This is a genomic window from Priestia aryabhattai (assembly GCF_023715685.1).
GTDB classification, from domain to species: domain Bacteria; phylum Bacillota; class Bacilli; order Bacillales; family Bacillaceae_H; genus Priestia; species Priestia aryabhattai_B.
In genome coordinates this window covers 994,576-1,019,274 of sequence record NZ_JAMBOQ010000002.1, presented here as the reverse complement: position 1 = coordinate 1,019,274, position 24,699 = coordinate 994,576, and the positions used below count along the sequence as shown (strand labels likewise).

The 24,699-nt window shown below is 35.2% G+C and carries 29 protein-coding genes, 1 tRNA gene, 3 pseudogenes and 1 riboswitch; of the genes and pseudogenes, 20 read left to right on the top strand and 13 right to left on the bottom strand.

What is annotated here, in order from left to right:
* Window positions 1-33 precede the first annotated feature (33 nt).
* Window positions 34-753 carry a vanadium-dependent haloperoxidase gene (locus tag M3225_RS12200; RefSeq protein WP_251393964.1) on the bottom strand — a complete coding sequence of 240 codons (720 nt, stop codon included), beginning with the start codon at window positions 751-753 and terminating at the stop codon, window positions 34-36.
* Between the two features lie 152 nt (window positions 754-905).
* Between M3225_RS12200 and M3225_RS12195 the strand changes: the two genes are divergently transcribed.
* From M3225_RS12195 to M3225_RS12180, 4 genes are all read left to right on the top strand, one after another.
* On the top strand, window positions 906-1,268 hold the full coding sequence (locus M3225_RS12195; protein WP_251393962.1) for a group I truncated hemoglobin: 363 nt from the start codon (window positions 906-908) through the stop codon (window positions 1,266-1,268).
* Between the two features lie 146 nt (window positions 1,269-1,414).
* On the top strand, window positions 1,415-2,851 hold the full coding sequence (hpaB, locus tag M3225_RS12190) for a 4-hydroxyphenylacetate 3-monooxygenase, oxygenase component (RefSeq protein WP_251393954.1): 1,437 nt from the start codon (window positions 1,415-1,417) through the stop codon (window positions 2,849-2,851).
* A gap of 152 nt (window positions 2,852-3,003) precedes the next feature.
* Complete coding sequence (locus M3225_RS12185; RefSeq protein ID WP_251393952.1) at window positions 3,004-3,810, top strand: DUF817 domain-containing protein; 807 nt, start codon at window positions 3,004-3,006, stop codon at window positions 3,808-3,810.
* A 55-nt stretch (window positions 3,811-3,865) separates the two neighbouring features.
* Window positions 3,866-4,432 carry a tubby C-terminal domain-like protein gene (locus M3225_RS12180; protein WP_251393950.1) on the top strand — a complete coding sequence of 189 codons (567 nt, stop codon included), beginning with the start codon at window positions 3,866-3,868 and terminating at the stop codon, window positions 4,430-4,432.
* A 30-nt stretch (window positions 4,433-4,462) separates the two neighbouring features.
* Here M3225_RS12180 and htpG read toward each other — a convergent pair whose 3' ends face one another.
* Window positions 4,463-6,340: a molecular chaperone HtpG gene (htpG, locus tag M3225_RS12175; RefSeq protein ID WP_251393948.1), complete on the bottom strand. Its 1,878-nt coding sequence runs from the start codon at window positions 6,338-6,340 to the stop codon at window positions 4,463-4,465.
* A gap of 210 nt (window positions 6,341-6,550) precedes the next feature.
* Window positions 6,551-6,629, top strand: a riboswitch (ZMP/ZTP riboswitch).
* A gap of 169 nt (window positions 6,630-6,798) precedes the next feature.
* On the opposite strand from htpG, the gene M3225_RS12170 reads away from it, so the two are divergent.
* The 6 genes and pseudogenes from M3225_RS12170 (at window position 6,799) to M3225_RS12145 (ending at window position 10,138) form a co-directional block, all read left to right on the top strand.
* Window positions 6,799-7,998 (top strand): phosphoglycerate dehydrogenase, encoded by a 1,200-nt coding sequence (locus M3225_RS12170; protein WP_251393940.1) that lies wholly within the window; start codon window positions 6,799-6,801, stop codon window positions 7,996-7,998.
* Window positions 7,999-8,135: 137 nt separating this feature from the next.
* Entirely contained in the window at window positions 8,136-8,600 is a 465-nt protein-coding gene (locus M3225_RS12165; protein ID WP_251393938.1) for a hypothetical protein, read from the top strand.
* 22 nt (window positions 8,601-8,622) lie between these two features.
* Window positions 8,623-8,925 (top strand): annotated as a pseudogene (locus tag M3225_RS12160) (SAM-dependent methyltransferase); the annotation flags it as partial.
* 100 nt (window positions 8,926-9,025) lie between these two features.
* Window positions 9,026-9,343: a hypothetical protein gene (locus tag M3225_RS12155; protein ID WP_251393936.1), complete on the top strand. Its 318-nt coding sequence runs from the start codon at window positions 9,026-9,028 to the stop codon at window positions 9,341-9,343.
* Complete coding sequence (locus tag M3225_RS12150) at window positions 9,337-9,606, top strand: hypothetical protein (RefSeq protein WP_251393934.1); 270 nt, start codon at window positions 9,337-9,339, stop codon at window positions 9,604-9,606. Before M3225_RS12155 ends, M3225_RS12150 begins: the two co-directional genes overlap by 7 nt.
* Window positions 9,575-10,138 carry a hypothetical protein gene (locus M3225_RS12145; protein ID WP_251393932.1) on the top strand — a complete coding sequence of 188 codons (564 nt, stop codon included), beginning with the start codon at window positions 9,575-9,577 and terminating at the stop codon, window positions 10,136-10,138. Before M3225_RS12150 ends, M3225_RS12145 begins: the two co-directional genes overlap by 32 nt.
* A gap of 3 nt (window positions 10,139-10,141) precedes the next feature.
* Here M3225_RS12145 and M3225_RS12140 read toward each other — a convergent pair whose 3' ends face one another.
* Together M3225_RS12140 and M3225_RS12135 are read right to left on the bottom strand one after the other, a co-directional pair.
* Window positions 10,142-10,447, bottom strand: a complete 306-nt coding sequence (locus M3225_RS12140; protein ID WP_251393930.1) for a hypothetical protein — start codon at window positions 10,445-10,447, stop codon at window positions 10,142-10,144.
* 84 nt (window positions 10,448-10,531) lie between these two features.
* Window positions 10,532-10,762: a hypothetical protein gene (locus M3225_RS12135; protein ID WP_251393922.1), complete on the bottom strand. Its 231-nt coding sequence runs from the start codon at window positions 10,760-10,762 to the stop codon at window positions 10,532-10,534.
* A gap of 190 nt (window positions 10,763-10,952) precedes the next feature.
* Here M3225_RS12135 and M3225_RS12130 point away from each other — a divergent pair, with 190 nt between their 5' ends.
* Complete coding sequence (locus tag M3225_RS12130; RefSeq protein WP_251393914.1) at window positions 10,953-11,771, top strand: N-acetylmuramoyl-L-alanine amidase; 819 nt, start codon at window positions 10,953-10,955, stop codon at window positions 11,769-11,771.
* Window positions 11,772-12,231: 460 nt separating this feature from the next.
* Here the strand turns inward: M3225_RS12130 and psiE are convergent, their stop codons facing one another.
* The 5 genes from psiE to M3225_RS12105 all read right to left on the bottom strand — a co-directional run bounded on the left by psiE (window position 12,232) and on the right by M3225_RS12105 (window position 14,670).
* A complete protein-coding gene (psiE, locus tag M3225_RS12125; RefSeq protein ID WP_251394398.1) occupies window positions 12,232-12,651 on the bottom strand; it encodes a phosphate-starvation-inducible protein PsiE in 420 nt (139 codons plus the stop codon).
* Window positions 12,652-13,074: 423 nt separating this feature from the next.
* On the bottom strand, window positions 13,075-13,269 hold the full coding sequence (locus tag M3225_RS12120) for a helix-turn-helix transcriptional regulator (RefSeq protein ID WP_251393893.1): 195 nt from the start codon (window positions 13,267-13,269) through the stop codon (window positions 13,075-13,077).
* A 327-nt stretch (window positions 13,270-13,596) separates the two neighbouring features.
* A tRNA-Ala gene (locus M3225_RS12115) sits at window positions 13,597-13,668 on the bottom strand.
* Window positions 13,669-13,774: 106 nt separating this feature from the next.
* Window positions 13,775-14,323 carry an HD domain-containing protein gene (locus M3225_RS12110; protein WP_251393891.1) on the bottom strand — a complete coding sequence of 183 codons (549 nt, stop codon included), beginning with the start codon at window positions 14,321-14,323 and terminating at the stop codon, window positions 13,775-13,777.
* A 170-nt stretch (window positions 14,324-14,493) separates the two neighbouring features.
* Complete coding sequence (locus tag M3225_RS12105; RefSeq protein WP_251393889.1) at window positions 14,494-14,670, bottom strand: tyrosine-type recombinase/integrase; 177 nt, start codon at window positions 14,668-14,670, stop codon at window positions 14,494-14,496.
* Between the two features lies 1 nt (window position 14,671).
* On the opposite strand from M3225_RS12105, the pseudogene M3225_RS12100 reads away from it, so the two are divergent.
* Window positions 14,672-14,869 (top strand): annotated as a pseudogene (locus M3225_RS12100) (DinB family protein); the annotation flags it as partial.
* Between the two features lie 259 nt (window positions 14,870-15,128).
* Here the strand turns inward: M3225_RS12100 and M3225_RS12095 are convergent.
* The gene (locus tag M3225_RS12095) at window positions 15,129-15,542 is read right to left on the bottom strand and encodes an Lrp/AsnC family transcriptional regulator (RefSeq protein ID WP_251393887.1); all 414 of its coding nucleotides are present in this window, start codon (window positions 15,540-15,542) and stop codon (window positions 15,129-15,131) included.
* 117 nt (window positions 15,543-15,659) lie between these two features.
* Here M3225_RS12095 and M3225_RS12090 point away from each other — a divergent pair, with 117 nt between their 5' ends.
* Window positions 15,660-16,424 (top strand): MBL fold metallo-hydrolase, encoded by a 765-nt coding sequence (locus M3225_RS12090; protein ID WP_251393879.1) that lies wholly within the window; start codon window positions 15,660-15,662, stop codon window positions 16,422-16,424.
* A 220-nt stretch (window positions 16,425-16,644) separates the two neighbouring features.
* Window positions 16,645-17,946 (top strand): MFS transporter, encoded by a 1,302-nt coding sequence (locus M3225_RS12085; protein ID WP_251393876.1) that lies wholly within the window; start codon window positions 16,645-16,647, stop codon window positions 17,944-17,946.
* Window positions 17,947-18,663: 717 nt separating this feature from the next.
* On the opposite strand, the pseudogene M3225_RS12080 reads toward M3225_RS12085, so the two are convergent.
* Window positions 18,664-19,245: pseudogene (locus M3225_RS12080) on the bottom strand (M20/M25/M40 family metallo-hydrolase); the annotation flags it as partial.
* Window positions 19,246-19,679: 434 nt separating this feature from the next.
* Here M3225_RS12080 and M3225_RS12075 point away from each other — a divergent pair.
* From M3225_RS12075 to M3225_RS12065, 3 genes are read left to right on the top strand one after another with little or no spacing between them, the layout of a single operon-like run.
* Window positions 19,680-20,165 carry a DUF2975 domain-containing protein gene (locus M3225_RS12075; protein WP_251393866.1) on the top strand — a complete coding sequence of 162 codons (486 nt, stop codon included), beginning with the start codon at window positions 19,680-19,682 and terminating at the stop codon, window positions 20,163-20,165.
* Window positions 20,166-20,175: 10 nt separating this feature from the next.
* Entirely contained in the window at window positions 20,176-20,655 is a 480-nt protein-coding gene (locus M3225_RS12070; protein WP_251393864.1) for a DUF2975 domain-containing protein, read from the top strand.
* A 10-nt stretch (window positions 20,656-20,665) separates the two neighbouring features.
* On the top strand, window positions 20,666-20,872 hold the full coding sequence (locus M3225_RS12065) for a helix-turn-helix domain-containing protein (protein WP_251393862.1): 207 nt from the start codon (window positions 20,666-20,668) through the stop codon (window positions 20,870-20,872).
* 216 nt (window positions 20,873-21,088) lie between these two features.
* Here M3225_RS12065 and M3225_RS29570 read toward each other — a convergent pair whose 3' ends face one another.
* Both M3225_RS29570 and M3225_RS12060 read right to left on the bottom strand, forming a co-directional pair.
* The gene (locus tag M3225_RS29570) at window positions 21,089-21,214 is read right to left on the bottom strand and encodes a hypothetical protein (protein WP_285885486.1); all 126 of its coding nucleotides are present in this window, start codon (window positions 21,212-21,214) and stop codon (window positions 21,089-21,091) included.
* A 33-nt stretch (window positions 21,215-21,247) separates the two neighbouring features.
* Window positions 21,248-21,520 carry a GlsB/YeaQ/YmgE family stress response membrane protein gene (locus M3225_RS12060; RefSeq protein ID WP_251393860.1) on the bottom strand — a complete coding sequence of 91 codons (273 nt, stop codon included), beginning with the start codon at window positions 21,518-21,520 and terminating at the stop codon, window positions 21,248-21,250.
* A gap of 465 nt (window positions 21,521-21,985) precedes the next feature.
* On the opposite strand from M3225_RS12060, the gene M3225_RS12055 reads away from it, so the two are divergent.
* From M3225_RS12055 to M3225_RS12045, 3 genes are all read left to right on the top strand, one after another.
* Complete coding sequence (locus M3225_RS12055) at window positions 21,986-22,282, top strand: hypothetical protein (RefSeq protein WP_251393858.1); 297 nt, start codon at window positions 21,986-21,988, stop codon at window positions 22,280-22,282.
* Window positions 22,283-22,638: 356 nt separating this feature from the next.
* Window positions 22,639-23,868 (top strand): NAD(P)/FAD-dependent oxidoreductase, encoded by a 1,230-nt coding sequence (locus M3225_RS12050; protein ID WP_251393850.1) that lies wholly within the window; start codon window positions 22,639-22,641, stop codon window positions 23,866-23,868.
* A 388-nt stretch (window positions 23,869-24,256) separates the two neighbouring features.
* Window positions 24,257-24,538, top strand: coding sequence for a hypothetical protein (locus M3225_RS12045; RefSeq protein WP_251393840.1), 282 nt, complete (start codon window positions 24,257-24,259; stop codon window positions 24,536-24,538).
* Window positions 24,539-24,699: the final 161 nt, after the last annotated feature.

The window sequence follows — 24,699 nt, the reverse complement described above, 5'->3', positions numbered from 1 at the left end:
GTGGTAAAAAGGTGATTACGCCAAAAGGTATCTTTAGGCGTAATCACTGCGTACGTTTTGAGCTTCCACTAATTTTACAATTACGTCTCCTATTTGTCGTCCTAATCTTAGTCCCTCGTCATTATCAACTTTAAAGTGCACACCTGCATATAAGCGAGACTGCGCACTCTCTTCCATCCATTTTCTTAAGGGTTTTGTTTCTTTTGGGAAAAAATGACGCAATAAATTTTCTGAGCACCCAGCGATGGTGGCATGGGCGGAAGGGTAAGAAGGAAAGCGTGGCGTTAATAAGATAGGAGATAAATTCTGTTCATACTGGTTAGGCCTTGCAACATCCCAAAGGTATTTTAAATACCAAGTAATGATAAACGTATCATTTATAGCCGCATGGAAATAGCCTAAAATTCTAGCTGTATGAGGAGATCCAATCTTGTACTTCTCACATAAGCTGAAAATAGCGGTTGTAATCTTTGCGCTTAGTTCCCCAGTTCCCCAATATTGCGCAATTCGGATTTGTTCAGGTGTAAGTGCTTTTAACGTTTGTTCTACAAAGGTTAATTCTTTTTGCCAGTCGATAGCATCTGGACTTTTTATTTGCCAATGAATTGATTGGTGAAAAGGATCTAAAAATATACCATTCTGTTCTTTAGACATAAAAAACATTGGCCAAGAACCAGGAGTTGCAGAGCCTTTAGGCGGATTTTTTTCACCGGGATATGGATATTGAGTCCACTGTCTATAATTCCTTTGCACTGTATTCACTCCCATTAAATTATATGTTTTTATTCTTTATGAGGAAGAGGAATAAAATATGACGATAACGAATTTTCATAAAGAAGCCTTTTAAAGAATATGAACACTTTTATTGGGTAATAATGGGGAAAGGTACAAAAGGAGGAATTGTTTTGGAACAAACATTGTATGAAAAAGTGGGCGGACAAGAAGCTATTGAAAAAGTAGTTGATTATTTTTATTCTGAGCTCGTGTTAAAAGATGAAACGGTCAGTCACTTTTTCGAGCATACGGATATGGATAAACAGCGTCGACATCAAGCCAAATTTATAAGCTTTGCCTTAGGTGGACCGAATCAATATTCAGGAAAGTCGATGGCCAAAGCACATACAAATATGAATATTCAACCCGAACATTTTAATGCAATTGCTAAGCATCTTCACGATGCACTTGCTCACTTTAATGTTGAAGAGCATGATATTGACCAAGCATTAAGTAAAGTTGAATCTCTGAGAAATGATATTCAATATAAATAAACCATATAAAAAAAGAAAAGGTTACTGTAACCTTTTCTTTTTTTATGCTAAAAGCGGTGTTGTATGAAGGAAACATGGAAAAGACATCGTAATATGATGAAAATGCAATAGATAAAAATATTTATCGAAAGTCTAGGAGTGGGAGTATGTCAGCAATCAACGGGAAGCAATACGTAGAGAGAATCAATCAATTAAAAGCAAATGTATGGGTTGATGGCAAGCTCGTAACAGGCAATATATCAGAACATCCGGCTTTTGAAGGAGCCATTAACAGTCAAGCTAAGCTTTATGATCTTCAGCATGATAAAAAAATCAAAGATATCATGACATATCGATCTCCGGCTTCTAAGGAATTTGTCGGTACATCTTATTTACAGCCTAAAACAAAAGAAGAGTTAAAAAAGAGACGAGAGATGACTCAGCAATGGGCACAATTAACCCACGGTATGATGGGGAGAAGTCCAGATTATATGAATACCGTATTGATGGCTTTTGCATCCTCTGCAGAACTCCTGAGAGGAACAGAAAATTGCTTTCCTGAAAATATAATTTCTTATTATGAATATGTGAGAGAGCACGATTTATCGCTCACCCATACATTCATTGATCCTCAAGTCAATCGAATTCAATTTTATTACGAGCAAAACGAAGAACCGATAGCAGCAAAAATATTGGATAAAAACAATGAGGGAATCGTTATCCAAGGCGCGAAACTGCTTGCTACACAGGGCGGAATGACGGATGAGCTACTCGTACTGTCTTCAGCGGGCATTCAAGGAAAAGAAAAAGGATTTGCTTTTTCAATTCCAAGTAATACAAAAGGAATTAAATTTATTGGTAGAGAATCATTTGCAGGAAAAGATTCGACGTTTGATTATCCATTAAGTTCTAGATTTGAAGAAATGGATACAATTGTTGTCTTTGAACATGTATTAATACCGTGGAACCGCGTGTTTTTCTATGAAAATGTAGATGTATCAAATACATTTCTTTCTTCTAGTTCCTTCTCTGCCTTTGCTCTGCATCAAGTAACTTCAAGGCGAATTGTCAAAACAGAGTTTGTATTAGGGATTGTACAATCTCTGATTGAGACCATTAACATTACGGACTATCCGCATGTGCGAGAAAAAGCAACGGAGATTATTATTGCGTTAGAAACGATGAAAGCTCTCGTGATGAAAGCAGAAGAAGAAGCGGAGATTGATCCATGGGGATACATGCGTCCGAATGAAACTACACTTCGTATTGCCGCAAATTTATTTTCAAAAACATATCCTACCTTTACAGAGATTATCCAGCTTTTAGGTGCAAGCGGACTAATAGCAATACCAACAGAAAATACGTGCCGCTCATTTGTTAAAGAAGATATTACGCGCTATTTGCAAGCTAAATCGAGAGGTGCAGAGGATCGAATTAAGCTTTTTCGACTAGCGTGGGATTTAACTATGAGTCCGTTCGGTACAAGAGAAACACTGTATGAACGTTTTTTCTTTGGGGAGCCTGTACAATTAACCAGTTATCTGTACTTATCTTACGATAAAGAGCACTATGTACAGAGAGTCACCGATTTTTTGAAAAGTTAACGGAGAAAACTAATCTCCGCTGGGTATGATAGTTTAGTTACAAAAAACAGCGGAGAATGCTTATTGAATAAATTTGAAAAATCTGCAATAATTTTCAGGTGATCATTTCCGTGAAAAATACTAAAGGAATATTATAAAGATAGGATGTTACAATGAAGCAATTAATCTATTTTGGTTTAGAACAAGCAAAATCTTGTTTTTTTCCTATTATCATTTTTCTTACATTGGCAATGACAAAAATAATTGAAGTCCCGTTTGTTTTTAGATATGACCTTATTTTATTAGTCTGTCTAGGAACTCAAGTTTTAATGGTGATGTTTAAACGAGAAACGCTTGATGAAGTAAAAGTCATCGCAGTATTTCATGTGATTGGACTAGCATTAGAACTCTACAAAGTTCATATGGGCTCATGGAGCTACCCGGAAAAAGCTTTCACTAAAGTGTGGGGAGTTCCGCTGTACAGCGGCTTTATGTATGCTAGTGTAGCCAGCTACATGTGTCAAGTGTGGAGAAGGCTTGAATTAAAGCTTACGAACTGGCCTTCTACGTGGATTGTCAGTATACTAAGTCTGGCTATTTACCTTAACTTTTTCACGCATCATTTCATTTACGACTTCCGCTGGTTTTTAAAACTTTTCACTTTACTTATTTTTTATCGAACTTTTGTGTATTTCACGGTTAACAAACGTACATATCGCATGCCTTTAGCACTGTCTTTTGTACTGATTGGCTTTTTTATTTGGATCGCTGAAAATATCGCAACATTTTTCGGAGCATGGCAGTATCCAGATCAACAGAAGCAGTGGACAATGGTTCATATAAGTAAAATTAGCTCTTGGCTTCTTCTTGTGATTGTTAGTTTCTTGATTGTTGCTTTACTGAAGCATTTAAAAGAAAATCAAAGTCAATTTAAACAAAGGAAGAAATCAAAAGAAACAAACGAAATATATGAAAGATAGACACAAAACCATGTACACGCTGTTAATATGAGGTGCAGAATCTTTGGAGGCTTATATGCAAGAATATATTTTTTATCTTCCCTATTTTAAATCAGCAGGGAAGAATGTGCCAGTTACAGATGAAAATGGAGAAAACGTTGGACAACTTAAGAGAATGCATAAAAACATGTGGACTAAAAGTATTGATTTTTTAACTCGTGATGGACTTCCATCCTTGGATTATTTTTCTTGGTTTCCCATTTCCCCTCAAGGCTTAAAGGTACATTTACAAGTTCAATGGGAAGGAAGAATGGTGCTTCTTCTTCATGTAAAAAAACACCAGTGGGTGATAAAAGAAAATGGAAAAACAGTGGGTCATCTATTAGTTAAAGGAATAATTAAAAAAGAAGGAGAACAAGAAATCAGATGGGGAAATAACGTCTACATGTTAAACAGCCATGAAACTGTAGAGGAAGTGTGTATTTTTAATCAAAAAAGAGAAAAAGTCGCAGAGTTTAAATCAGACCTTTTTCATTTCAAAGAAGGCAAGCACTCAATAAGAGTACTAGAAGAACTGCCGGCACCCATTTTTATCGCTTCTTACTATATAACTAATTTTATTATGCAATATATGTATATATAATCAGGCGCAGAATGTTTCTGCGCCTGATTATTATATCATAATTTTACAAATGTCATTTGTGAATTCAACGGGATCGTTAATGGATAAGCCTTCAATTAAAAGAGCTTGGTTATATAATAGATTTGTATAAAGGTCTAATTTCGCTTTATCATTTTCAAGTGCATCTTTTAAAGAAGCGAATACATCATGATGTACGTTAATTTCTAACACTTTTTCTGCTTTCACATGCTGATTGTCAGGCATAGCACTTAAAATTTTCTCCATTTCAATCGTTACTTCACCATCAGCTGATAAGCAAACGGGATGTGTTTTTAAACGTTTAGACGCGCGCACATCTCCTACTTTTCCTGCCAAAGCTTTTTTCATATAGTCAAATAGCTCTTTATTCTCTTTTTCCTCAGACTCATTGAGCTGTTCTTCTTCTGCTTCAATCCCTAAGTCACTGCTTGAAACAGATTTAAATTCTTTTTCTTCGTACGTCATTAACATTTTAATCGCAAATTCATCGATATCTTCTGTAAAATATAGAATTTCGTATCCTCTATCTGCAACCAATTCTGCTTGAGGAAGCTTTTCAATTCGGTCGTATGATTCGCCTGATGCATAATAGATATACTTTTGATCCTCAGGCATGCGCGATACATACTCGTCTAATGTCACCAGCTTTTTCTCTGTAGAAGAATAGAATAAAAGCAGGTCTTTTAATACATCTTTGTTGCTTCCGAAGTCACTGTAAACACCATACTTCAGCTGGCGACCAAATGATTCATAAAACTTCTCGTACTTTTCACGTTCGTTTTTAAGCAAGCTTTTTAATTCATTTTTAATTTTCTTGCCGATGTTTTTGGCAATTAGCTGAAGCTGGCGATCTTGCTGCAAAATTTCACGCGAAATATTAAGAGATAAATCTTCAGAATCTACCATACCTTTCACGAAGCTAAAGTAGTCCGGAAGAAGATCTGCACATTTATTCATAATTAATACGCCGTTTGAATAAAGCTCAAGTCCTTTTTCAAATTCTTTTGAGTAGTAATCAAACGGAATATTTTCTGGAATAAATAAAATGGCATTGTAGCGAATTGTCCCATCTACATTAATGTGAAGGTGAGTGAGCGGTTTATCAAACCCGTAGCGCTTTTCTGAATAAAACTGCTCATAGTCTTCTGGAGTCAATTCATTTTTATTTTTCTTCCAGATCGGTACCATGCTGTTGATAACTTGTTCTTCTGTATAATCTTCTAGCTCGTTATCATCGTCTTCTTTAGGGCGTTTTTCCGTTATGTCCATTTTAATGGGGTAGCGGATAAAGTCTGAATACTTTTTAATGATTGCTTTTAAACGATATTCTTCTAGATACTCATCATATGTTTCATCTTCTGTATTTTCTTTGATTTTTAAAATGATTTGAGTTCCAACCGTTTCTTTTTCACAGAGTTCAATCGTATAACCATCAGCCCCAGTAGATTCCCATTTATAGGCTTCATCGCTGCCTAATGCTTTACTAATTACGGTTACGACATCTGCTACCATAAACGCTGCGTAAAATCCAACGCCGAATTGGCCAATAATCGTGTGCCCGTCCTTTGTTTCATTTTCATTTTTAAAAGCAAGAGAACCGCTTCTGGCAATTGTTCCTAAGCTGCTTTCAAGCTCTTCTTGAGTCATACCAATTCCAGTATCCGCAATCGTTAAGGTACGGTTAGTTTTATCTGGTGTTACTTTTATGTAGTAGCTTTCTTTGTTAAAACGCAAGGAGTCGTCTGTTAAGGCTTTGTAATAAATTTTATCGATTGCATCGCTCGAATTTGATAGAAGTTCTCTCAAAAATACTTCTTTTTGAGAATAGATGGAGTTAATCATCATCTCCAATAATCGCTTTGATTCGGCTTTAAATTCTTTTTTTGACATAAGAAGTTCTCCTTTCCATATAGGGCTTATAAGATAATTAGCACTTGAGTTAAGAGAGTGCTAATCACTCTTCTTGTTTAACATGTATTGGGGTATTTGTCAATATATTAGGAGGTCTCTTACAGGGATTTAAAATTAGACTGAAAAAAGCAAACTTTTAAAAAAAGGTTGAACGTTCCGAAAGAGTTTGCTAGAATATACTTAATTTCAAAGACTATATGTGACTGGCGAAACGCGGATAACCGTGAGGAAGCATATAGTGACGTAGCCGTTCGCCTGGGCAGAGGTAAGGGATTAATACATATCTCTTACCTCTTTCTGTTTAGGGGGAGAGGATATAGAAGTTACCAAACATGTAGGTTAAAAAACCAGACTTTTAAAAAAATTTAAAAATGAAGTTCCTTTATCCAAGGGTAAAAACATGTAAAACTACGATGATAATCAGAGGAGAGTACAAAATGAGCACATTAACATTAGAGAAAGTACAAACAATCAAAACGTTAAACAACATTGCACAAAAAGGTCTAAATGTTTTTAATCAAGAAGGTTATCAAATTGACAACGACAGCGCAAATCCAGATGCTATTGTCGTGCGTAGCTTTAACATGCATAGCATGGCATTTGACCAAAATTTAAAGGCTATTGCACGAGCTGGAGCAGGGGTTAATAATATTCCGGTGGACGCTTGCACGGAGCAAGGTATCGTTGTATTTAATACGCCAGGAGCTAATGCAAACGCAGTAAAAGAAATGGTTTTAACTACGATTATGGCTTCTTCTCGTAACTTATTTGCTGGAGTTGAATGGACAAAAGGCTTAGATGGCCAAGGTGATCAAATTCCTAAGTTAGTTGAAGCAGGTAAAAAACAGTTTGTTGGAAAAGAAATCAAAGGTAAAACATTAGGCGTTATTGGTTTAGGTGCAATTGGTGCTCTTGTAGCAAACGACGCGCTTGATTTAGATATGGATGTAATTGGTTTTGATCCATTCATTTCTGTTAATACAGCTTGGAATTTGTCTCGCAATGTACAGCGTGCAATGTCTCTAGAAGAACTATTTGCAGCATCTGACTATATTACTGTTCACGTTCCATTAACGGATGATACAAAAGGTGTTTTCAATAAAGAAACGTTCAGCATCATGAAACCAGATGTTCATATTTTAAACTTCTCACGCGGTGAGCTTGTAAATGAAGAAGATATGAAAGCTGCTCTTGAAAGTGGAAAAGTTGGTCGATACATTACAGATTTCCCAAATCAAAATGTCTTGAACATGAAAAATGTTGTGCCAATTCCTCATTTAGGGGCATCAACTCAAGAATCAGAAGAGAACTGTGCGGTAATGGCAGCACGTCAAGTAAAGAATTTCTTAGAAACAGGAAATGTTAAAAACTCAGTGAACTTCCCGAATACGTCTCTTCCTTACACTGGGAAAAAACGCGTAGCTGCTTTCCATCACAATGTGCCAAATATGGTAGGACAAATTACGCAAGTGTTCTCAAACTACAATTTAAACATTGCAGATATGGTGAACAGAAGCCGCGGTGAATACGCGTATACAATGATCGATATTGACAATCAAGTAAGTGACGAGATTGTGCCTGAGCTAGAAGAAAAAATTGGTCAGATTGAAGGAATTGTTACAATTCGTATTATCTAATTTGGTTACCATCATTTTATAAGTGTTTCAGCCCTAACTTTTCTAAGTTAGGGCTGTTTTTGCATATTGTTTATCCTCATATCTCTTACCTCATTCCCATAGCATATAGAAATACCGTTTCTAAAGAGGTGAGCGTTTTGTCAGGAGAACTGATAGGAATTTTAATTGGGTCACTTATCGCTCTGGCAGGAACATTTATTACCTCTGTCGTAGCTGTAGTGATGTCGAAAGAGCAATACAAACAAGAACTTCGCAAAACATTTATCCAAAAGAAAGTCGATGCCTATACTCACGTGTGTCAAGTTATTCTAGCGATAAAAAATGATTTACTTACAAAAACCGTTTCTTCAGCCGGCTTAAACTGGACGGCTCAGTCGATTAACAAATTAGCAGATGTATGTATCACGGAAGGACTATGGCTCGATGAAGAAGACAGTAAAAAGTTAGAGGTTCTGCAAAAGCAGCTTTCAAAGTTTGTATTTGATGAAATAGAACTGTCTAGTCGTGATATTCTCACAACCTGTTATGAAATTATTGATTATTGTGAAAAAAAGATAAGAGTTTTTCATTTTATGACTTTGAAAGAAGAAAGAAATAAATGATTATAGAAGAAGGAGTACTAGTATGGATGTTTTAAAACATAATAAAAAAGCATGGGATTATAAAGTGATGGAACAATCCATTTATACACGACCGGTAGACGAAAAAACCATTAAGGAAAGTAAAAACGGCAAATGGGAAATTACCGTTACCACTCACAAACACGTGCCGAAAAACTGGCTTCCAAAGTCAATAAAAGGATTAAAAATTCTGTGTTTAGCATCTGGAGGCGGCCAGCAAGGACCTATTTTAGCAGCCGCGGGAGCCGATGTAACCGTTATGGATTTATCTGAAAATCAGTTGAAGCAAGATAAAATCGTAGCACAATGAGACAATCTTCACCTTAAAACAGTAGCCGGAAATTACAACTACCGCTAGCACGGTATATCTTTCGGTTAGAGCCACTAACAGAAATAGTGCAAGTGGAATGTTTTCCTTTGCTCAACCAATGTTAGCTCTAGAGTCAGTAGCAAAACCATTTAAACCACGTAACCCATCATACTTATATGCTGAAACAATTCTTCGAGGGTTAAATAATTTAAATGATGTGTTATATCAAAATGATGGGAACTGGAAGGTATTAAAGAAGTGGGAAGAAGTTTTACTGGATGGAACTAACCCTTGGGCATGGCATGTTGATTTTGTGGGATACAAAGTTATAAAAGTAGCAGATGCTTTTGGCCCTATTACCACATCAACTAATACTTCTATTTATCAAGTAACAAATCATTTAGGGCCTTGTTAAAGAAATTAACTACCAGTGGTGATTTAGACTTAAATAATGCAGCCGCTTGGTTTGGAAATATCACAGGGACTGCAGGAAAAGCAGATATAATATTAACAGTACCAGACACTTTAACAGGTTGGGCTGACTCATACACACCAACATCTGATGAGATTAAAGCTTATTTTAATGGTTGGAAAGTAAAAACAGTTGATGGGTCTAATAAGCCTACGGCATGGGTTTCTGTCATCGATGGAAAAGATACGCCAACTCAAAACACTTGATTATGTAAAAACAAATAAGACGGCTGATTATACATGTTATCGCCTTTTTTATCAACTTTCTTCGCCTCAAGTCATTGATATTACTGATAAGGTTGAGGGTGCATTGAATGTAAATGGACAAACACAAGCCTCTTTAGATAGTGGTGTTGTAGTAAGAGAGAAAATTATTCCCAAAGCTGACGGTTTAGGCAAGTATCGTATCAATAGCAAGTATTTGGAAGATAGTACTTTAACGAATAAAGTCTCAAAAATTCTTAGTATTATACAAAATAATGTAGACGATACAAAGAACTGGGAGTTCCGAAATAATAGTGACGGCGGAAATACTAATGGTGCGTTGTGGGTTCGAATTTCAGCCGATAAATTTAATTCAAATGCAAACTACTATGTAACATACTTAGTTTTAGAAAAAGAAAAGTTTACAACAAACCCTGTAAACGTAAAAGCTTCCTACAACACAAGTATTCGTTCCACCGTTGATCAAATGAACGAACAGTTATCAGATGTAAAATCATTAGCGAGTATCCATTGATCGCTACTTATATAAATTATTACTTGCTGCTAAGGCAAATGGATGGAGTGTGTAATAGATGGATTTAACCAATGTAAATGTAGATGTCCTCCTAAACTCTAAAACAATCTCTGTTCTTTTATCCATAGCATGTTGAATAATTGCTAGTTCTTTCTGATGTTTACGTTCTTCGTTAAATGTTCTCTCTTGGAATTCATATTGATTTTTCTGTGCTTTACTGTTAATGATACTCGTTGTTATAAGAGTTACTATAATTCCTAAAACAGTAAACCCACCAGACCATATTGCGGCTGCTACTTCTGGTGACATAGATTACTCGTTCCTCTCTTTAAATTTCTTGATACTTATAAGCAAATATTTCATAATGTGTTATTACAGTAATATACTCAAAGTTTAAGTTTGAAGAATCTGTAGTAAATGGTATTGACTGTCCTGGTTAGCATTTTGTTTAGCTGCTTCTTCAGCCTGAGCTTGCGTCTGTGCTTCTGATTGTTCTTGTGTTTTTTGAATACTAGACACAAACTTGTCATTAGCTTTATCTACTTTTCTATCAACTTCCTTCTTTCCGCATCCAGCTAATAATATGCCGAAAGTTAATGTGCCAATTAACATTTTTTTCTTCACTGCAACTCCTCTGTATTGGTTAATTTTACCTATGGGAATAATTTACAGTATAAAACTTTTGCAATGAATTGTAACTAGTTTTTAGAAGTTCCTTTTTATGTAAAATCCAAAATCCTATTAAATGGGCAATTATCAGTTGCATATTTAATAGGATTTCATAGTTTAGTTAATATAAGGAGGCAGAAAAACAATGATAAAACGTATTTTTTGGGATAAAGGGCATGGAGGACAAGATGCAGGAGCAGTAGGGAATGGACTGCAAGAAAAACAACTCACACACAAAATTGTTGAATATGCCATGGATTTCCTCTCTTCTAACTACACAGGATTTATACAAAAGACAAGCCGTACGGGTGACACATACCCATCGTTAACTGAGCGTGCCAGAATGGCAAATGCTTGGAATGCAGATGTTTTTGTTAGTGTGCATATTAATGCTGGTGGAGGAAGTGGATATGAAAGTTATGTTCATACAACTAAAGCTAGTAAAGCATCTATTTCTCTTCAAAACTACTTAAATAATGCAATCTTAAGTGCGATGCGTAGTTTTGGGAGTATCAAAGCGCATGGTGGAGATATGGCAAGAGAGGCTAATTATTCGGTGTTACGTAATACAAATGCCCCTGCCGTATTAACAGAAAATTTATATATCGATTCATCTGACTCTCAATATTTAAAAAATGAACAATTTTTAAAAGCAGTGGGGCAGGCACATGCAATTGGAGTTGCAAAGTTTCTGGGGTTACCAAGTAAATCAGCTCCTTCAAAAACGCCAACAACTGTTCAGACACCAGCAAAATCAGAAGCTATTGGCACAGTAAAGGTACTAGTGGATGATTTGTGGTACTACAACAAGCCTGACTGGCATGCAAAAGTAGGGAAAACTAAAAAAGGCGATGTATTCACAGTCGTTAATAAAACCAAAGTAAATACCGCTTATATGTACCAGTTAATTAGTGGCACATACATCACAGCTGCACCGAAATATGTGAGGTTTACTAAGAAATAAGTAAACCATAAGCTGTATTGAACTCTAAAGGTTATTAATTAAAGTCCCTGCTCTTCGGAGTGGAGGCTTTTTTACTTATCTGTAATGGTATTATAGATAAGTATATGAAGTATCACCAATGGAAAATCAAGAAGACAAATACACAAATATCTGTTTAACAAAAGTTTATGAATACAACGATCTACCTGAGAAAATCGCAACTGTCGCCGGGGAGGTGGAGGGAATTTTCTACGCGAATATGCGAATTGTGGGGTGAAGAAGAATATCTAATTAGAAAAACCTGTACTCACTTAGGAGTATCAGGTTTCTTTGTACGTATATTTTTTCCGTTTGCGTCATATTCGTTCGTTATATTAATAAAGGCTTTGTCATCTTCCCTAAAATACATTAACTTAGCAAACGTTTCCTTTGAAACTGACGGGGAATTTAAATTCCTAATAGCTTGAGTTAAGAGGGGCGCTTATAGTTTCTCCTTTTGTTTCGACGAAAACTTTATAATAGCGTAACTGATAGTTAATACAAGAATAGCGCAAGTATGCAAAAGTGTAGTAACCGGGTTATCGTGCTCCACAATAACCAGACGGATCAATGCTGTAATGCCAATATAAAGAAAGTAGCGTAGAGGGAAGTGATAATTCTCCTGAAAATATTTTACGATCATTGCAATAAATTCAAAGTACAAAAAGAAAACTAAGATACTTTCAAGAACTTTGTAGTGAGTCTCAACCCCTCGGTTGAAAATAGAAAAATGAATAAAATGAAAGATTTCTTTAGCAAGCAAAACGGATAAAGTAACAGCTAGTAAAATCAATGCTGTATTTAAGATAAACCGAAGAATGCCTGAAATCTTAAAGTTTGGTCTTTTATCTTGTTGTATCATCACTATTCACCCTCCAATAGACTCTTTACTTTATTATATATCCTATTTTAGATGTAACGTTAGCAATGAGCTTTCTTTATTGTTTATTGGAATGTTTATTTTAATTCATATATTGTAATAAATGAAGATGTATATGATATACAAATCTCCATTTTTACGTGAATGTACGAATTGTGGTATGAAGAAGAACATCTGAAGCAACATTTTGGACATATGTATTTTGGTGGAGTAAAATCTTAGTTAATGGTAGTTGTGTAGAGCTATCATGACTTTACTGTTTGACAATGTAATGTTGTCGAGACCCTTTGTTATCTCCCCTGATAGCAAACGATCCCCTTAGCAAATCCTTTTCTGTTTGATGACAGAAAAGGTAAGACCCCTGCTCATTTGAGTGGGGGCTTATTTGTTTTGCATATAAATTATCTACTGCTCAGGCTTAATCCGAATTTCTTTAATATCCATTTCCAATGCTTCGCTAATTTGATAAGCACTTTCAAACGAGGGTAAGCTTTTGTTATTAATAAGAGAACTCAATCCAGCAGGACTGACACCTACTATTTTAGCGAAATCTTCATATTTAATTTCTTTCTCCGCTAAAATAAATTCCAATTTACACATGAAGTCCATTTAATTCACCTCAATTTATTTCTTCTTCGTATTCATATAGGTCATCTACTTTACAATCTAAAACCCAAGCTAATAAAAACCCTATGAAACGCTGCAAAATTTAAGGAATTGATTGAGTATATCTATGTAACGAGTAATTGCACTCTGTAAAATCTTCTTGAATGTCTGGTCATCGATAAAGTCTAGTACAGCAAATTTTAAAAGAAAATAAAAAACCTCCTCATGAACATCATGAAGAGGTTAGGGTAAATAGTAGCGCGACCATTTCGCACTATAGAGTATTAAAAATGTCTTAAACTCTCGATACGACTAGTTTTATGGAACTGATGGGATTCGAACCCACGACCCCTTGTCTGCCAGACAAGTATTCTCCCACTGAACTACAGTCCCGGTTATGTAGAGCCCTTATTGTGTATCGACTCTACTATATTTTAATACGTATGCCGTGCGTTCGCAATAGTTATTTTCAGTGTTTTCTAATTTCTTTAGAGAAATATTAACTTCTAAAAAAATCATTTACTTCTTGTTCGTACGTATAAAAAAAGCTTGGAATTTGGCTTGATTCTAACCCTTTTTTAGCGTATGTACTGATGGATTGGTAGTACCATTTCTGCTTTTCGAATCCTCTTTTAAAGCTATTCCAAATCGTATCTCCTTGCTGATCGTAGCTTTCTTTTAAAGACCGTAAATTGTCTAATTTATCCGCTACAATTAAGGATTTCACTTCAAGAGAACCAGTTTTAACGATTTGAATTGTATGCTGTTTACGTTCTTCCCAGCTTTTTGATTTGTCTTCCGTATGAGCTTCAACAATCCCCGCTACCTCTAAACCAAACTTCTGTACAATTTCTTCAAGTGTTACACTTGTATCTTCTACAGCATCATGCAGATAAGCTGCTGCAATTACTTCTTCACTAAAACCCGCTTTTTCTAAAATATTACCTACGTTAACAGGGTGAACAATATAAGGTTTATCGGACAACTTACGCATTTGGCCGCTATGAGCGTGTTCTGCATATCTACGTGCTTCTTTTATTAAAGACATCATATTCCTCCACTTTTTATACAGTGTACCTTCATATTATTAGTATGGAGTACATACTAATAAGAATCTTGAAATAACAACGTTTTTTAGATGATTTTTAAAATATTAACCACATTTTGACCACATTTGTTAGAAAGTTGATAAACAGCTGGGAAGCAACCAATTGCCGCTTAGCTATTTCCTTGCATGTATTCACTGAATTTCTTAGAAGCATTATTTTTCATTTTATTTGTTACGTGCGCATAAATATCTCCAGTCATTTTAATACTAGAGTGTCCTAGACGTTCTTGAACTTCTTTTAGACTTACACTAGCTTCTAATAATAAAGTAGCATGGGTATGACGCAATATGATACAGCTAAAAGACCAATGGGCTCGTATTCAGCAAATTCCTGCTGAACAGTTAAACAATACCTTAGAAAAGCCATTTCTGGGATGTAAAACCTTTGGAGAGCTTGCGGGTGTTACACTGATGCATGAAGCAACTCATATGGGACAGATTCAGGCAATGAAGCGAATAATTGAACATGTGGGTGTAAAAAATTGAATTTGACAAAATGATATAACAAAGTTATCGACACGTATAGCCATTTTCTCCTTTTCTTTATGTTAAAAAGAGAGGGTGGGGTTCACGTTATTACCTTGTATTAGATAGGCTTTATAAGATGTCTTCTTCAACTACTGGCTAGTCCCAGTAGTTTTTTCTCTTTTTAAGATGAATATAATATACAAAGTTAACATAGTGTACTTTCTCGGTACTAAAAAGACTTTATATAGAGATATAAGACGTTTTCTAATACTATTTATTACAGTTTATTAATCACAATCGATAATTTATAGTTAACGTGCTTGTTTAAGTCCGTCAAAAATTGATCTAATACTTCATTAGATGGAAATCTACATTCAAGAAGATAACAACCATCTCCACTAATTTTATAGTTATTTAATACATAATTCTCCTGAGTTTCGATAAAGGAGAGATAAGGCTGATGATGGGTGCTTTTTGTATAGATATTAATCCAGGCATGTATTAAACACCCTAATTGAGGTTGATCAACCTCAATTGTATAACGTTCAATTATTCCATTATCCTCAAGTTTAGCTACTCTAGCTGCAGCTGCTTGTCCAGTTAAATGGACTTTCTCACCCAATTCTTTCATTGTGATTCGACTATTTTTAGACAGCTCACGCAAGATGCTCATGTCCGTATGATCTAACATTTCTTCAAATCCTTTCAAAAATCAAGTTAAACGGGTAAAAGACTTGATTTTATCTATGTAATCATGCACTGGACATAGTATAAGCTATATGTAGATTAAAGAAAAGGAGCAATCAAGATGAATATTAAACAAATCCGAAATGCCACAATCGTAGTCGAATATGCTGGCAAAAAGTTTTTAATAGATCCTATGTTAGCAGAGAAAGGTACGTACCCCCCTTTCACTGATTCGGTTAAGCAAGATCAAAACAATCCTGTAGTGAGTTTACCAATCCCAGTTGATGATATTATTAGTAGAATTGATGCAGTTATTCTCACTCATCTTCATTTAGACCATTTTGACGAGGCAGCACAAAGACTATTGCCAAAAGATACTAAAATGTTCGTTCAAAATGAAGAAGAGGCAAAGGAAGTCCAAAATGTCGGTTTCCAAAATGTAGAGGTACTATCAAAGGACACTGTCTTTGAAGGCATACAATTAGTTAAAACAAGAGGCGAGCATGGAAGAGGAGAAGAACTATTAAAGCTTATGGGGGAAGTATGTGGTGTCGTCTTTAAACATCCAAGTGAAAAAACATTGTACGTAGCTGGTGATACAGTCTGGTATGAAGGTGTACAGGAAGAATTAGATACTCATGAACCAGATATTATTGTCGTCAATGGCGGAGATAATCAATTTATAGAATATGGTTCTCTCATTATGGGAAAAGAAGACATCTATGAAGTACACAAGGCGGCTCCTAATGCTAAGATTATTTCTGTTCATATGGAAGCTGTTAACCATTGGACACTATCCAGAGAAGAACTAAAAAACTTTAGTAAAGGAAAAGGATTCTCAAATAGTATTTTAATACCTGAAGATGGAGAATCCTACACATTTTAATATGAACACCGACCAATATTGTTGTGTTCATATTTAAAAATAAGAAATAGAAGGAGCTCATAATTATCAGAAATTTAATTATGAGCTTCTTCCAATGACGAATATAGTGAATTGTAAATATACCGAAAATCCTAAATATGTGGAATGAAAAATTAAATATTCTAAGGATGACAAAACAAATATGAAAAGCTACAAAATATTTTATTAGGAGGTAGAGTTCATGACAATGACAGCAAAAGATACAAATGTATCAACACAGCAGCCTATATGGTTGCAAGAATATATTGATTCACCAGAAAGACAAGCAAAACTTTATAATAAAACATTAAGAATTTTGATGTTTTCACAAATCTTTGGGGGAGCAGGACTTGGAGCCGGTGTAACAGTAGGGGCACTTCTTGCACAAGACATGCTAGGGACGGAAAATGCAGCAGGGATTCCAACGGCTCTATTTACTTTAGGTTCTGCAGGAGCTGCCCTACTTATAGGCCGATCTTCACAACGTTTTGGACGTAGAGCAGGACTTGCAGGAGGGTTCCTTGCAGGAGGGATAGGCGCTATCGGTGTTATCATTGCAGCTTTAACCAACAACATTGCACTTTTATTCCTTTCCCTTCTTATTTATGGAGCTGGTACGGCGTCTAATCTACAAGCGCGATATGCAGGGACGGATCTTGCAACAGATAAACAAAGGGCAACTGCCGCAAGTATGGCCATGGTTTCCACTACCTTGGGTGCTGTAGTTGCTCCTAACTTGGTCAATACAATGGGAGAATTTGCGGATTCAATCGGTGTTCCAACTTTGGCTGGCCCTTTCATCTTGTCAGGAGCTGCTTTCATAATTGCCGGATTATTGATCTTATTTTTTCTTCGTCCAGATCCTTTGGTTGTGTCTACAGCTATTGCGAGTGCTCAGAAAAATGTGAATACTACAGAGACAGAGACAAATTTAAAGAGTGCTAATATCAACAAAAAAGGTGTTGTGGTAGGAGCTGTAATTATGATTTTGACTCAATTTGTCATGGCAGCCATTATGACCATGACACCCATTCATATGGGACATCATGGTCATGGCTTGCAAGAGGTAGGGGTAGTTATAGGTTTCCATATAGCAGCTATGTACCTTCCTTCACCATTGACAGGTATACTGGTAGATAAGCTTGGCCGTACTACTATGGCCGTTGCTTCTGGTGCTACGCTCTTAGCTTCTGGATTGGTAGCAGCCTTTGCACCGGTAGGCTCAATGCCACTACTTATCCTGGCGTTAGTACTACTAGGTTTGGGCTGGAACTTTGGTTTAATAAGTGGAACGGCTCTCATTATAGATTCAACACATCCATCTGTACGTGCAAAAACACAAGGATCAGTCGATGTCTTATTTGCACTGTCAGGAGCAGCTGGTGGGGGGGTATCAGGAATGGTAGTCGCTCATTCTAGTTATGCAGTATTATCACTTTCTGGAGCCATTCTTTCACTAGTGCTTATTCCTGTAGTTGTTTGGTCTCGTAAGAGTCAAAGCTAAAAGCTAATATAAGATTTTATATGCAGTAAAACAGTTGTAGTTTTTCGGTTATCTCTTAATTTAGAGGAAAAAGTAGTAACTGGGACTGTTATTCTTCAAACAGGCAAATCATTAAATGGTTTGTCTGTTTGTATTTCATAAGGAAAGAGTTGAATAGTATCTAGTACTTTGAGTATTGTACTCAAGATAGAAAAAACTGATTAGGCACAGTGGTTTTTCTATTTTTAAATTGTATATAGTATGCAAAGTTAGTTAACATAATCACTCTTTCCGGAACACAACTCAAAAAAGAACCCTTGGGGCAGTAGGATTCCACCAAGGACTCTTTTCCGGAGTATGCAGCTTTTTATACATCCCTGATGTAGCAATGTTCTTCAGATGGGTGATTAATGAAAAGGTGTATAAAAAGCGCACCTTTTATATATATGCTCAAGGTTGTTTTATATTGCCTTATTTATAAATTTGTTGTACAATTATTCAGACTTTTTTATGAATTGAAGCATACAAATTCCCTAAAAGCTATTCGTCCTGCAACGATGGGGTAGCTTTCTTTTTTTACTTCTGATGATGAGATCTATTATGTTAAGTAAGAATTCAGTAGGTAATCTATTAAAGAACAATTCTCCATTTATAGGGGAACCACTCTTTATAAACATTCCTATATCTCATATCGACTAACATTTTATTGAATAAATAGGGCGTGTAGCTTCACATAAATTATTTTCGCTCTAATACCGGATTTAATAATTTATGAATACATACAGGAAGCATATCTAATAGCGTTTCAAACGCATAATCTATATCCAAACGTTCTGTCCATTGATGAGCATCCCTTCCTACAGGACCCACATTTAGAACTGGCACGTTAAATCTTTCTAATTCATCAAGTGGTACGGAGTAACCGTTGTTCCATAATGGCATATTAGTAGTAAGTGGTTTCATGGATTCTGCTGGATATTGTAAGCCTACGTAGCTAAGATCAGAAATTCCCCCAAAATAGTTCTGTTTCTTAAAAGTAACATTATGGTTGTCATAAGCATATTTCTCCATATTATAAACTACGTCTTGAATAAAAAGATTGTGACACGAGCTAACAGCTGGATAATAGGGAGGAGCAAAAAAGATAACAATCATTGGCGCTAACTCTTTGCACAAAATAGATAATTGGTCAACAAACTCAATAGTCAAGTCACGATCGTCTTTACCATTTCTATTCTTTAAAACAGAAGTTTGAAGATCATTAATCTGTTCTTGACCATAGTTCTGGACGCAGTATTCTATGAGTTCTTCGTAAGTTAATCATTATGATCATCCTCATTCATATACAATGAATTTATGTATGCTCAATACGCTTTAACTATCCTTCGTACTTTCTATAACTTTTGTTTGCCTACAATTCATGGGATAAAGTGAAGGCTATACCAGCTCAAAGATTTTGGGTTGCCGATAAACAATTTACGATGAAGGATATTATTTATTTTAAGTAGGTTCTGTTATCTTTCGTTGTTGATTTACTTTATTAAACTATTTGGAAGTTGTGTTGAACAAGTTGTAAATTTAACATTTTAAAGTAAGAGCATTTCTTTGTAATGAGAAATGCTTTTTATTTTTGTCGAAATTAAAAGGATATTCTAATAACAATAACAATATAATAAATAGCAACATAAATTTATTGTAAAACGATAAATAACGTGCTAAAATCATGTTGTTATTAAATAAGTGAGGTGTTTTAAATGAACGTTAAACTAGGTTCAACCACTTTCTTAAAGGTAATTATTTTTCTAATTGGAATTGCAGTGCTTGCTTTGTGTATCTATTGGTTGCCTGAGATAGCCGTTAGAGATGCAAGAGTACATACAGATATGGCTTACTTCCTAATCCCCTTTTTAGTATGTGCATACGGAATCTGTATTACGTTTTCTGTTGTGTTGTATCAAGTATTTAAACTATTAACCTATATTGAAAGGAACAATGCTTTCTCTGAGTTATCCCTTAAATCTTTGAAGGTTATAAAGAAATGTATTTTTGCAGTCATTTTCTTCATTATGTTAGGGATAGTAAGCTTAATGGTGCTTGCTAAAGTTACAGGTGACGATGCAGCAGGTCCAATATCACTAAGTCTAATGGGTATTTTAATGACAAGTACTGTTGCAACTTTTGTAAGTGTTCTTCAAAAACCAATTAAAAATTTCCTAGAGAAAAATGAAATAAAAATGTGAGGTGTTTATTTTGAGAGAAGTCACAACATTGTTTTTAAAAATAGCTGTTTTTATTATAGGACTACCAGTTCTTGCTTTATGTATATTTTTAGTACCCCATATGGCGAATTTCGCAGCAAAATTGTATCCAAATATTGCCCCAATGAAATATCTCGTTTTCATCGTGATGTATGGGGCGGCTGTGCCTTTTTACTTTGCTCTCTATCAGGCTTTCAATCTTTTACGGTACATTGACGAGAACACAGCGTTCTCGGAATTATCTGTAAAGTCATTAAAGAACATAAAGTACTGTGCGATTACAATCAGTGGTTTGTATGTATTAGGTTTGCCACTCTTTCATTTTATAGCGAAGAAAGTTGACCCTCCTATTGGATTAATGGGACTCATCATCATTTTTACTTCGTTGGTTATCGCCGTTTTTGCTGCTATCCTCCAACGGCTTCTACAAGAAGCGATTAACATAAAATTAGAAAATGATTTGACGGTCTGAGGTCCAGGATATGACAATTATTATTAATATTGATGTGATGTTAGCAAAACGAAAAATGAGCGTAACGGAGCTTTCGGAGAGGGTTGGAATTACTATGGCGAATCTTTCTATTCTGAAAAATGGGAAAGCAAAAGCAGTTCGTTTTTCAACATTAGAAGCGATATGTAAGACTTTAGATTGTCAGCCAGGTGATATTTTGGAGTACAAAAGCGACTAGGCCAATCCCCAACCTATAAAAAAAAGCGCATATTCCAGGACCATTTACTCCTTACCTACCGCAGTAAAGAAGCATATCTGCACTTTATTTTTAAATATTGTCCATAATAATAAGCGACCCTATATACTGTAAACAAAGTTACTAAGGTCGCTTATACTATATTCTGATTTATTATTTTTTTGTCTTTTTCTTTATAATAAAATATCTGTAATCTCATTAAGCTTCTGACAAAATTTCGCTATCATTATTAATTTGATCGAACAAATAAGTAAGGTAAGAATCTAGTTCAAATTGGTTATCCTCAATAAAATCATGTAGCATAGAATTATTTTCTTCTCTCATTTTTAGTCACTCCAATTTAAGTTTTTTCAATTTTTATACATGATGACCATGATTCTTTTTTTGACCCATTTTTCTTAAAAGAAAGCTTACAATTAATACTAAAATGATTGATCCAATAATTGCTGGGATGATTGCAAAACCACCAATGACTGGCCCCAAACTTCCCAAGATAAGGCCGCCTAACCAAGAACCAATAAAGCCAGCGATAATATTACCATTAATACCTTCAGGAACGTCGCATCCTGTAATTAAACCGGCGAGCCACCCAATAATTCCACCTACAATTAGCATCCATAGAATTTCCATTAATAATTCCCTCCTTTTAAATTGTTTAGTTGACTTTACTCCTCACTAAAACTCATTAACCTTGTTATTTTTTTCCTAATTAGAGTTTTTCACTTATATATAAGGACACCTTCTAATTTCTCGTCCGTTTCATAAAAAATATAAGCGACTAGGCCAACCTCTAACATATAAAAAACGAGCGCATCCTGCATCACCACATAAACCTTACCTACTGCAGTAAGGTTTATGTGTCATTTTTTGAGTGGACAGGCAACCTTACTCTAGTAGCTACATAATATCTAAAGAATTCCGACTCCATTACCTAATTGGTATCTATTTCGGTAGCGTAACACATTAACATTTGCGTAATTGAAGCTACTCTAAAAGAGTGGCTTTTTTAGAAGGATTTTAGGTTTTTAAGTCAGAATAATAGGCTAATATTTACTTATAAAGCAATTGAAGGGTGTAGAAATGGAGGGAAGTAAATTGCCTAACAAAGAATATCCATACTATTTTATAAAGTTAGGTAAGCTATATTATGTAAATGAATCATGTAGAAACGTAAAAAGGAAAGAGATATCCAGTTACGAATTTATAAATGATGAATTGGTCGCATTTCCCTTTGACAAACAGTCCATTGCCAAACAGACCGCAGATGAATGTGGTGGTTATATTGTAGTTAGAAACGCTACGTTTGAGGATTATATTAGTCAAAGAGAACAATGGAGCACGTATATAGATCATAAAGAGAAAAATATATGGAAACTCTATAACGTTAAGTAAATAGAAAAAGTTCGTATTTGTCGTCAGTAAGAGTAAAAGATAAAACTATAATTTTTATAACAGAGTTTATTCATTTACTTTTTTATATAGAATAATTTACTTCTGTACTGGAGTTAGTATAGATTTATGGACACCATTTAATATCTAAAATATCATTCGATTTTTACCACAAATTCTTTTTAATTGTTTAGCAGGTGGGAATTTTCTGTACTTAATTTGTTTTAACTTCCATACTTTATGTATGTAGCGTACCCTTACCAAATTACCTCAGTGCTTTAACTCGTAGGAGCATTAGCTTTAGAACTCTTCTAATAGATACGCAAGTTAATAATTGTACTTAGAAATGGAGTGACACGATGAATAAGACGTATGATGTCCTCATTACCGGTGCTGGATGTGCCGGCTCTACCTTGGCTATTTGTCTTGCTAAGTCAGGTTTCCACGTGTTGTTAGTGGACCAATCGACCTTTCCAAGGGACACATTATCAACCCATACCTTTTTCAATAATACTGTCGCTCTTCTTCGAGAAATCGGTGTCATGGACAAGTTATTGGAAACAAAAGCACCACCGGTACGAGATATTAAATTTCAATTTGAGGATACCGTGATAGAAGGACTCATCCCTGAGGTTGACGGAGAGGACAGTTGTTACTGTATTAGAAGAACTTATCTCGATCATATCCTACTTGAACAAGCCAAATCTCAAATGAATGTAACCGTTTTAGAAGGGTTTCGTGTGACGGATGTCATCCATGATGACGAAACAGTAATAGGCGTGAAAGGTTTAGATGGTAACAACGAGAAACAAGAATTTTTAGCTCGTCTCGTAGTCGGGGCAGACGGCCGATCCTCAATTATTCGCAAGCTGGTAAAAAGTGAACTCAAAATAAGCATTCCGGCAAAAGTCGGCATCTATTTCGGGTACTTCTCTAAATTTCGCCATGATAATGTCCCTAAATTTGAAGTATACAAGATAAAAGATAACACAGCCATTCTCTTTCCGACGAATGATAATTTATATGTTATTGTCGGCATTTTCCCATTAGAAAATAAGGAGTTGATAGAACAGTTGAAATTAAATCCGGAAAGCTGTCTGCGCAATTTCTTAACAGATAACTTTCCGAGTACAACAATAGGGGCGCGTTTGAAAAATGCAGAATTAGTAGAATCCGTTAAAGGCATTATCGGATATGATAATTACTGGTATAAAGGAATGGGAAAAGGATGGGCGTTGGTTGGAGATGCAGTTTGTTTTAAAGATCCTGGCATGGCACAAGGTATCCATGATGCTATATGTGGAGCACGTATATTATCCAACATTCTCTCAAAATATAAGGGACAATCCGATCAATCAAATCAAATATCTGAAGAATATCAAAAAGCAATAGAAGACGAGTTTATGGTTCGGTTTCACATGGGATGCCAAATTTCGAAGAATGAACGCATATCTGAACAACAGAATGCTGTCAACAAGCTAATCAGTACCCATCCACAGGCTATAGAAAAGTTTTTAGGAATTTATAATTACTCAAACGAGCCCGTTGCTTTAGAAAGAGAACTCGCACGAATTATGCAGTCGATCTAGCAATAATTTTTAGAAACTAAGTGATTCAAGTACAAAAATAATTCGCTATAAACATAAAGCAACAATATGTTTTGAATTTTAGGTTTGTAAAACTAACTTAAAAAAGTTATAAAGTTGAAATAATCATATGTTTCCTAAAGTCACATTCCATATATCTAAAACCATTAAATAAAAGTTAATCTATAATATAGGCCAAATTCCTTGACGTACAGATATTTGGCTATATTTATATCGAAATGCGCTTAGTATATAAAATTTCCGAAATGTTAGTGATACTACTATCTGGAAGAATAAAGAGATAAAAAAGGTCTTGTTAGATTGTCAAAAGAAAGGTTCTCTTGTTAATAAAATGTCTACACTGATAAAAAAGTAAATAGGAGGGGTAGACATGTTTTATATTTTAGAAATTGGAAACATAAATGTAGCAGGAATAAATATAGAGGATGAAATAGGTTTAATTGACTTTCATTTATCAGATGGGAGGGGATATTTGATGCTAAGAAAAACAGATGAACGGTTTACGACCGCGATTGATTATCTATTCGAAAGAGAGACACCATTTCGAGTACAAAGAACCGAATGGATGGAAAAAGGGCGGATTAAGGAACCTTTTGAAGATGTAACGGATAAAATCGTAAAGGAATATCAATCTAAATATGCAGGATCATAGAAGATACTCGATAAGGGTATCTTTTTTCAACGAAAGGATTCGTATAATAAGGTTAAATAAGTAATATAATCTGAATATTCAATTAAATCATTTACTTAGAAAACGCTTTCGTTTATAATGATAATAGGTTGGATAGCATGAGTGGCTGTCATCGTATTTGG

Bases quoted from the DNA above. Each gene is read 5' to 3' on its own strand.
- hpaB (WP_251393954.1), top strand. From the start codon at position 1,415: ATGTCAGCAATCAACGGGAAGCAATACGTAGAGAGAATCAATCAATTA.
- M3225_RS12185 (WP_251393952.1), top strand. From the start codon at position 3,004: ATGAAGCAATTAATCTATTTTGGTTTAGAACAAGCAAAATCTTGTTTT.
- M3225_RS12180 (WP_251393950.1), top strand. From the start codon at position 3,866: ATGCAAGAATATATTTTTTATCTTCCCTATTTTAAATCAGCAGGGAAG.
- htpG (WP_251393948.1), bottom strand. From the start codon at position 6,340: ATGTCAAAAAAAGAATTTAAAGCCGAATCAAAGCGATTATTGGAGATG.
- M3225_RS12170 (WP_251393940.1), top strand. From the start codon at position 6,799: ATGAGCACATTAACATTAGAGAAAGTACAAACAATCAAAACGTTAAAC.
- M3225_RS12155 (WP_251393936.1), top strand. From the start codon at position 9,026: ATGTTTTCCTTTGCTCAACCAATGTTAGCTCTAGAGTCAGTAGCAAAA.
- M3225_RS12145 (WP_251393932.1), top strand. From the start codon at position 9,575: ATGGAAAAGATACGCCAACTCAAAACACTTGATTATGTAAAAACAAAT.
- M3225_RS12140 (WP_251393930.1), bottom strand. From the start codon at position 10,447: ATGTCACCAGAAGTAGCAGCCGCAATATGGTCTGGTGGGTTTACTGTT.
- M3225_RS12130 (WP_251393914.1), top strand. From the start codon at position 10,953: ATGATAAAACGTATTTTTTGGGATAAAGGGCATGGAGGACAAGATGCA.
- psiE (WP_251394398.1), bottom strand. From the start codon at position 12,651: ATGATACAACAAGATAAAAGACCAAACTTTAAGATTTCAGGCATTCTT.
- M3225_RS12120 (WP_251393893.1), bottom strand. From the start codon at position 13,269: ATGTGTAAATTGGAATTTATTTTAGCGGAGAAAGAAATTAAATATGAA.
- M3225_RS12110 (WP_251393891.1), bottom strand. From the start codon at position 14,323: ATGTCTTTAATAAAAGAAGCACGTAGATATGCAGAACACGCTCATAGC.
- M3225_RS12095 (WP_251393887.1), bottom strand. From the start codon at position 15,542: ATGTTAGATCATACGGACATGAGCATCTTGCGTGAGCTGTCTAAAAAT.
- M3225_RS12090 (WP_251393879.1), top strand. From the start codon at position 15,660: ATGAATATTAAACAAATCCGAAATGCCACAATCGTAGTCGAATATGCT.
- M3225_RS12085 (WP_251393876.1), top strand. From the start codon at position 16,645: ATGACAATGACAGCAAAAGATACAAATGTATCAACACAGCAGCCTATA.
- M3225_RS12075 (WP_251393866.1), top strand. From the start codon at position 19,680: ATGAACGTTAAACTAGGTTCAACCACTTTCTTAAAGGTAATTATTTTT.
- M3225_RS12065 (WP_251393862.1), top strand. From the start codon at position 20,666: ATGACAATTATTATTAATATTGATGTGATGTTAGCAAAACGAAAAATG.
- M3225_RS29570 (WP_285885486.1), bottom strand. From the start codon at position 21,214: ATGAGAGAAGAAAATAATTCTATGCTACATGATTTTATTGAGGATAAC.
- M3225_RS12060 (WP_251393860.1), bottom strand. From the start codon at position 21,520: ATGGAAATTCTATGGATGCTAATTGTAGGTGGAATTATTGGGTGGCTC.
- M3225_RS12050 (WP_251393850.1), top strand. From the start codon at position 22,639: ATGAATAAGACGTATGATGTCCTCATTACCGGTGCTGGATGTGCCGGC.
- M3225_RS12045 (WP_251393840.1), top strand. From the start codon at position 24,257: ATGTTTTATATTTTAGAAATTGGAAACATAAATGTAGCAGGAATAAAT.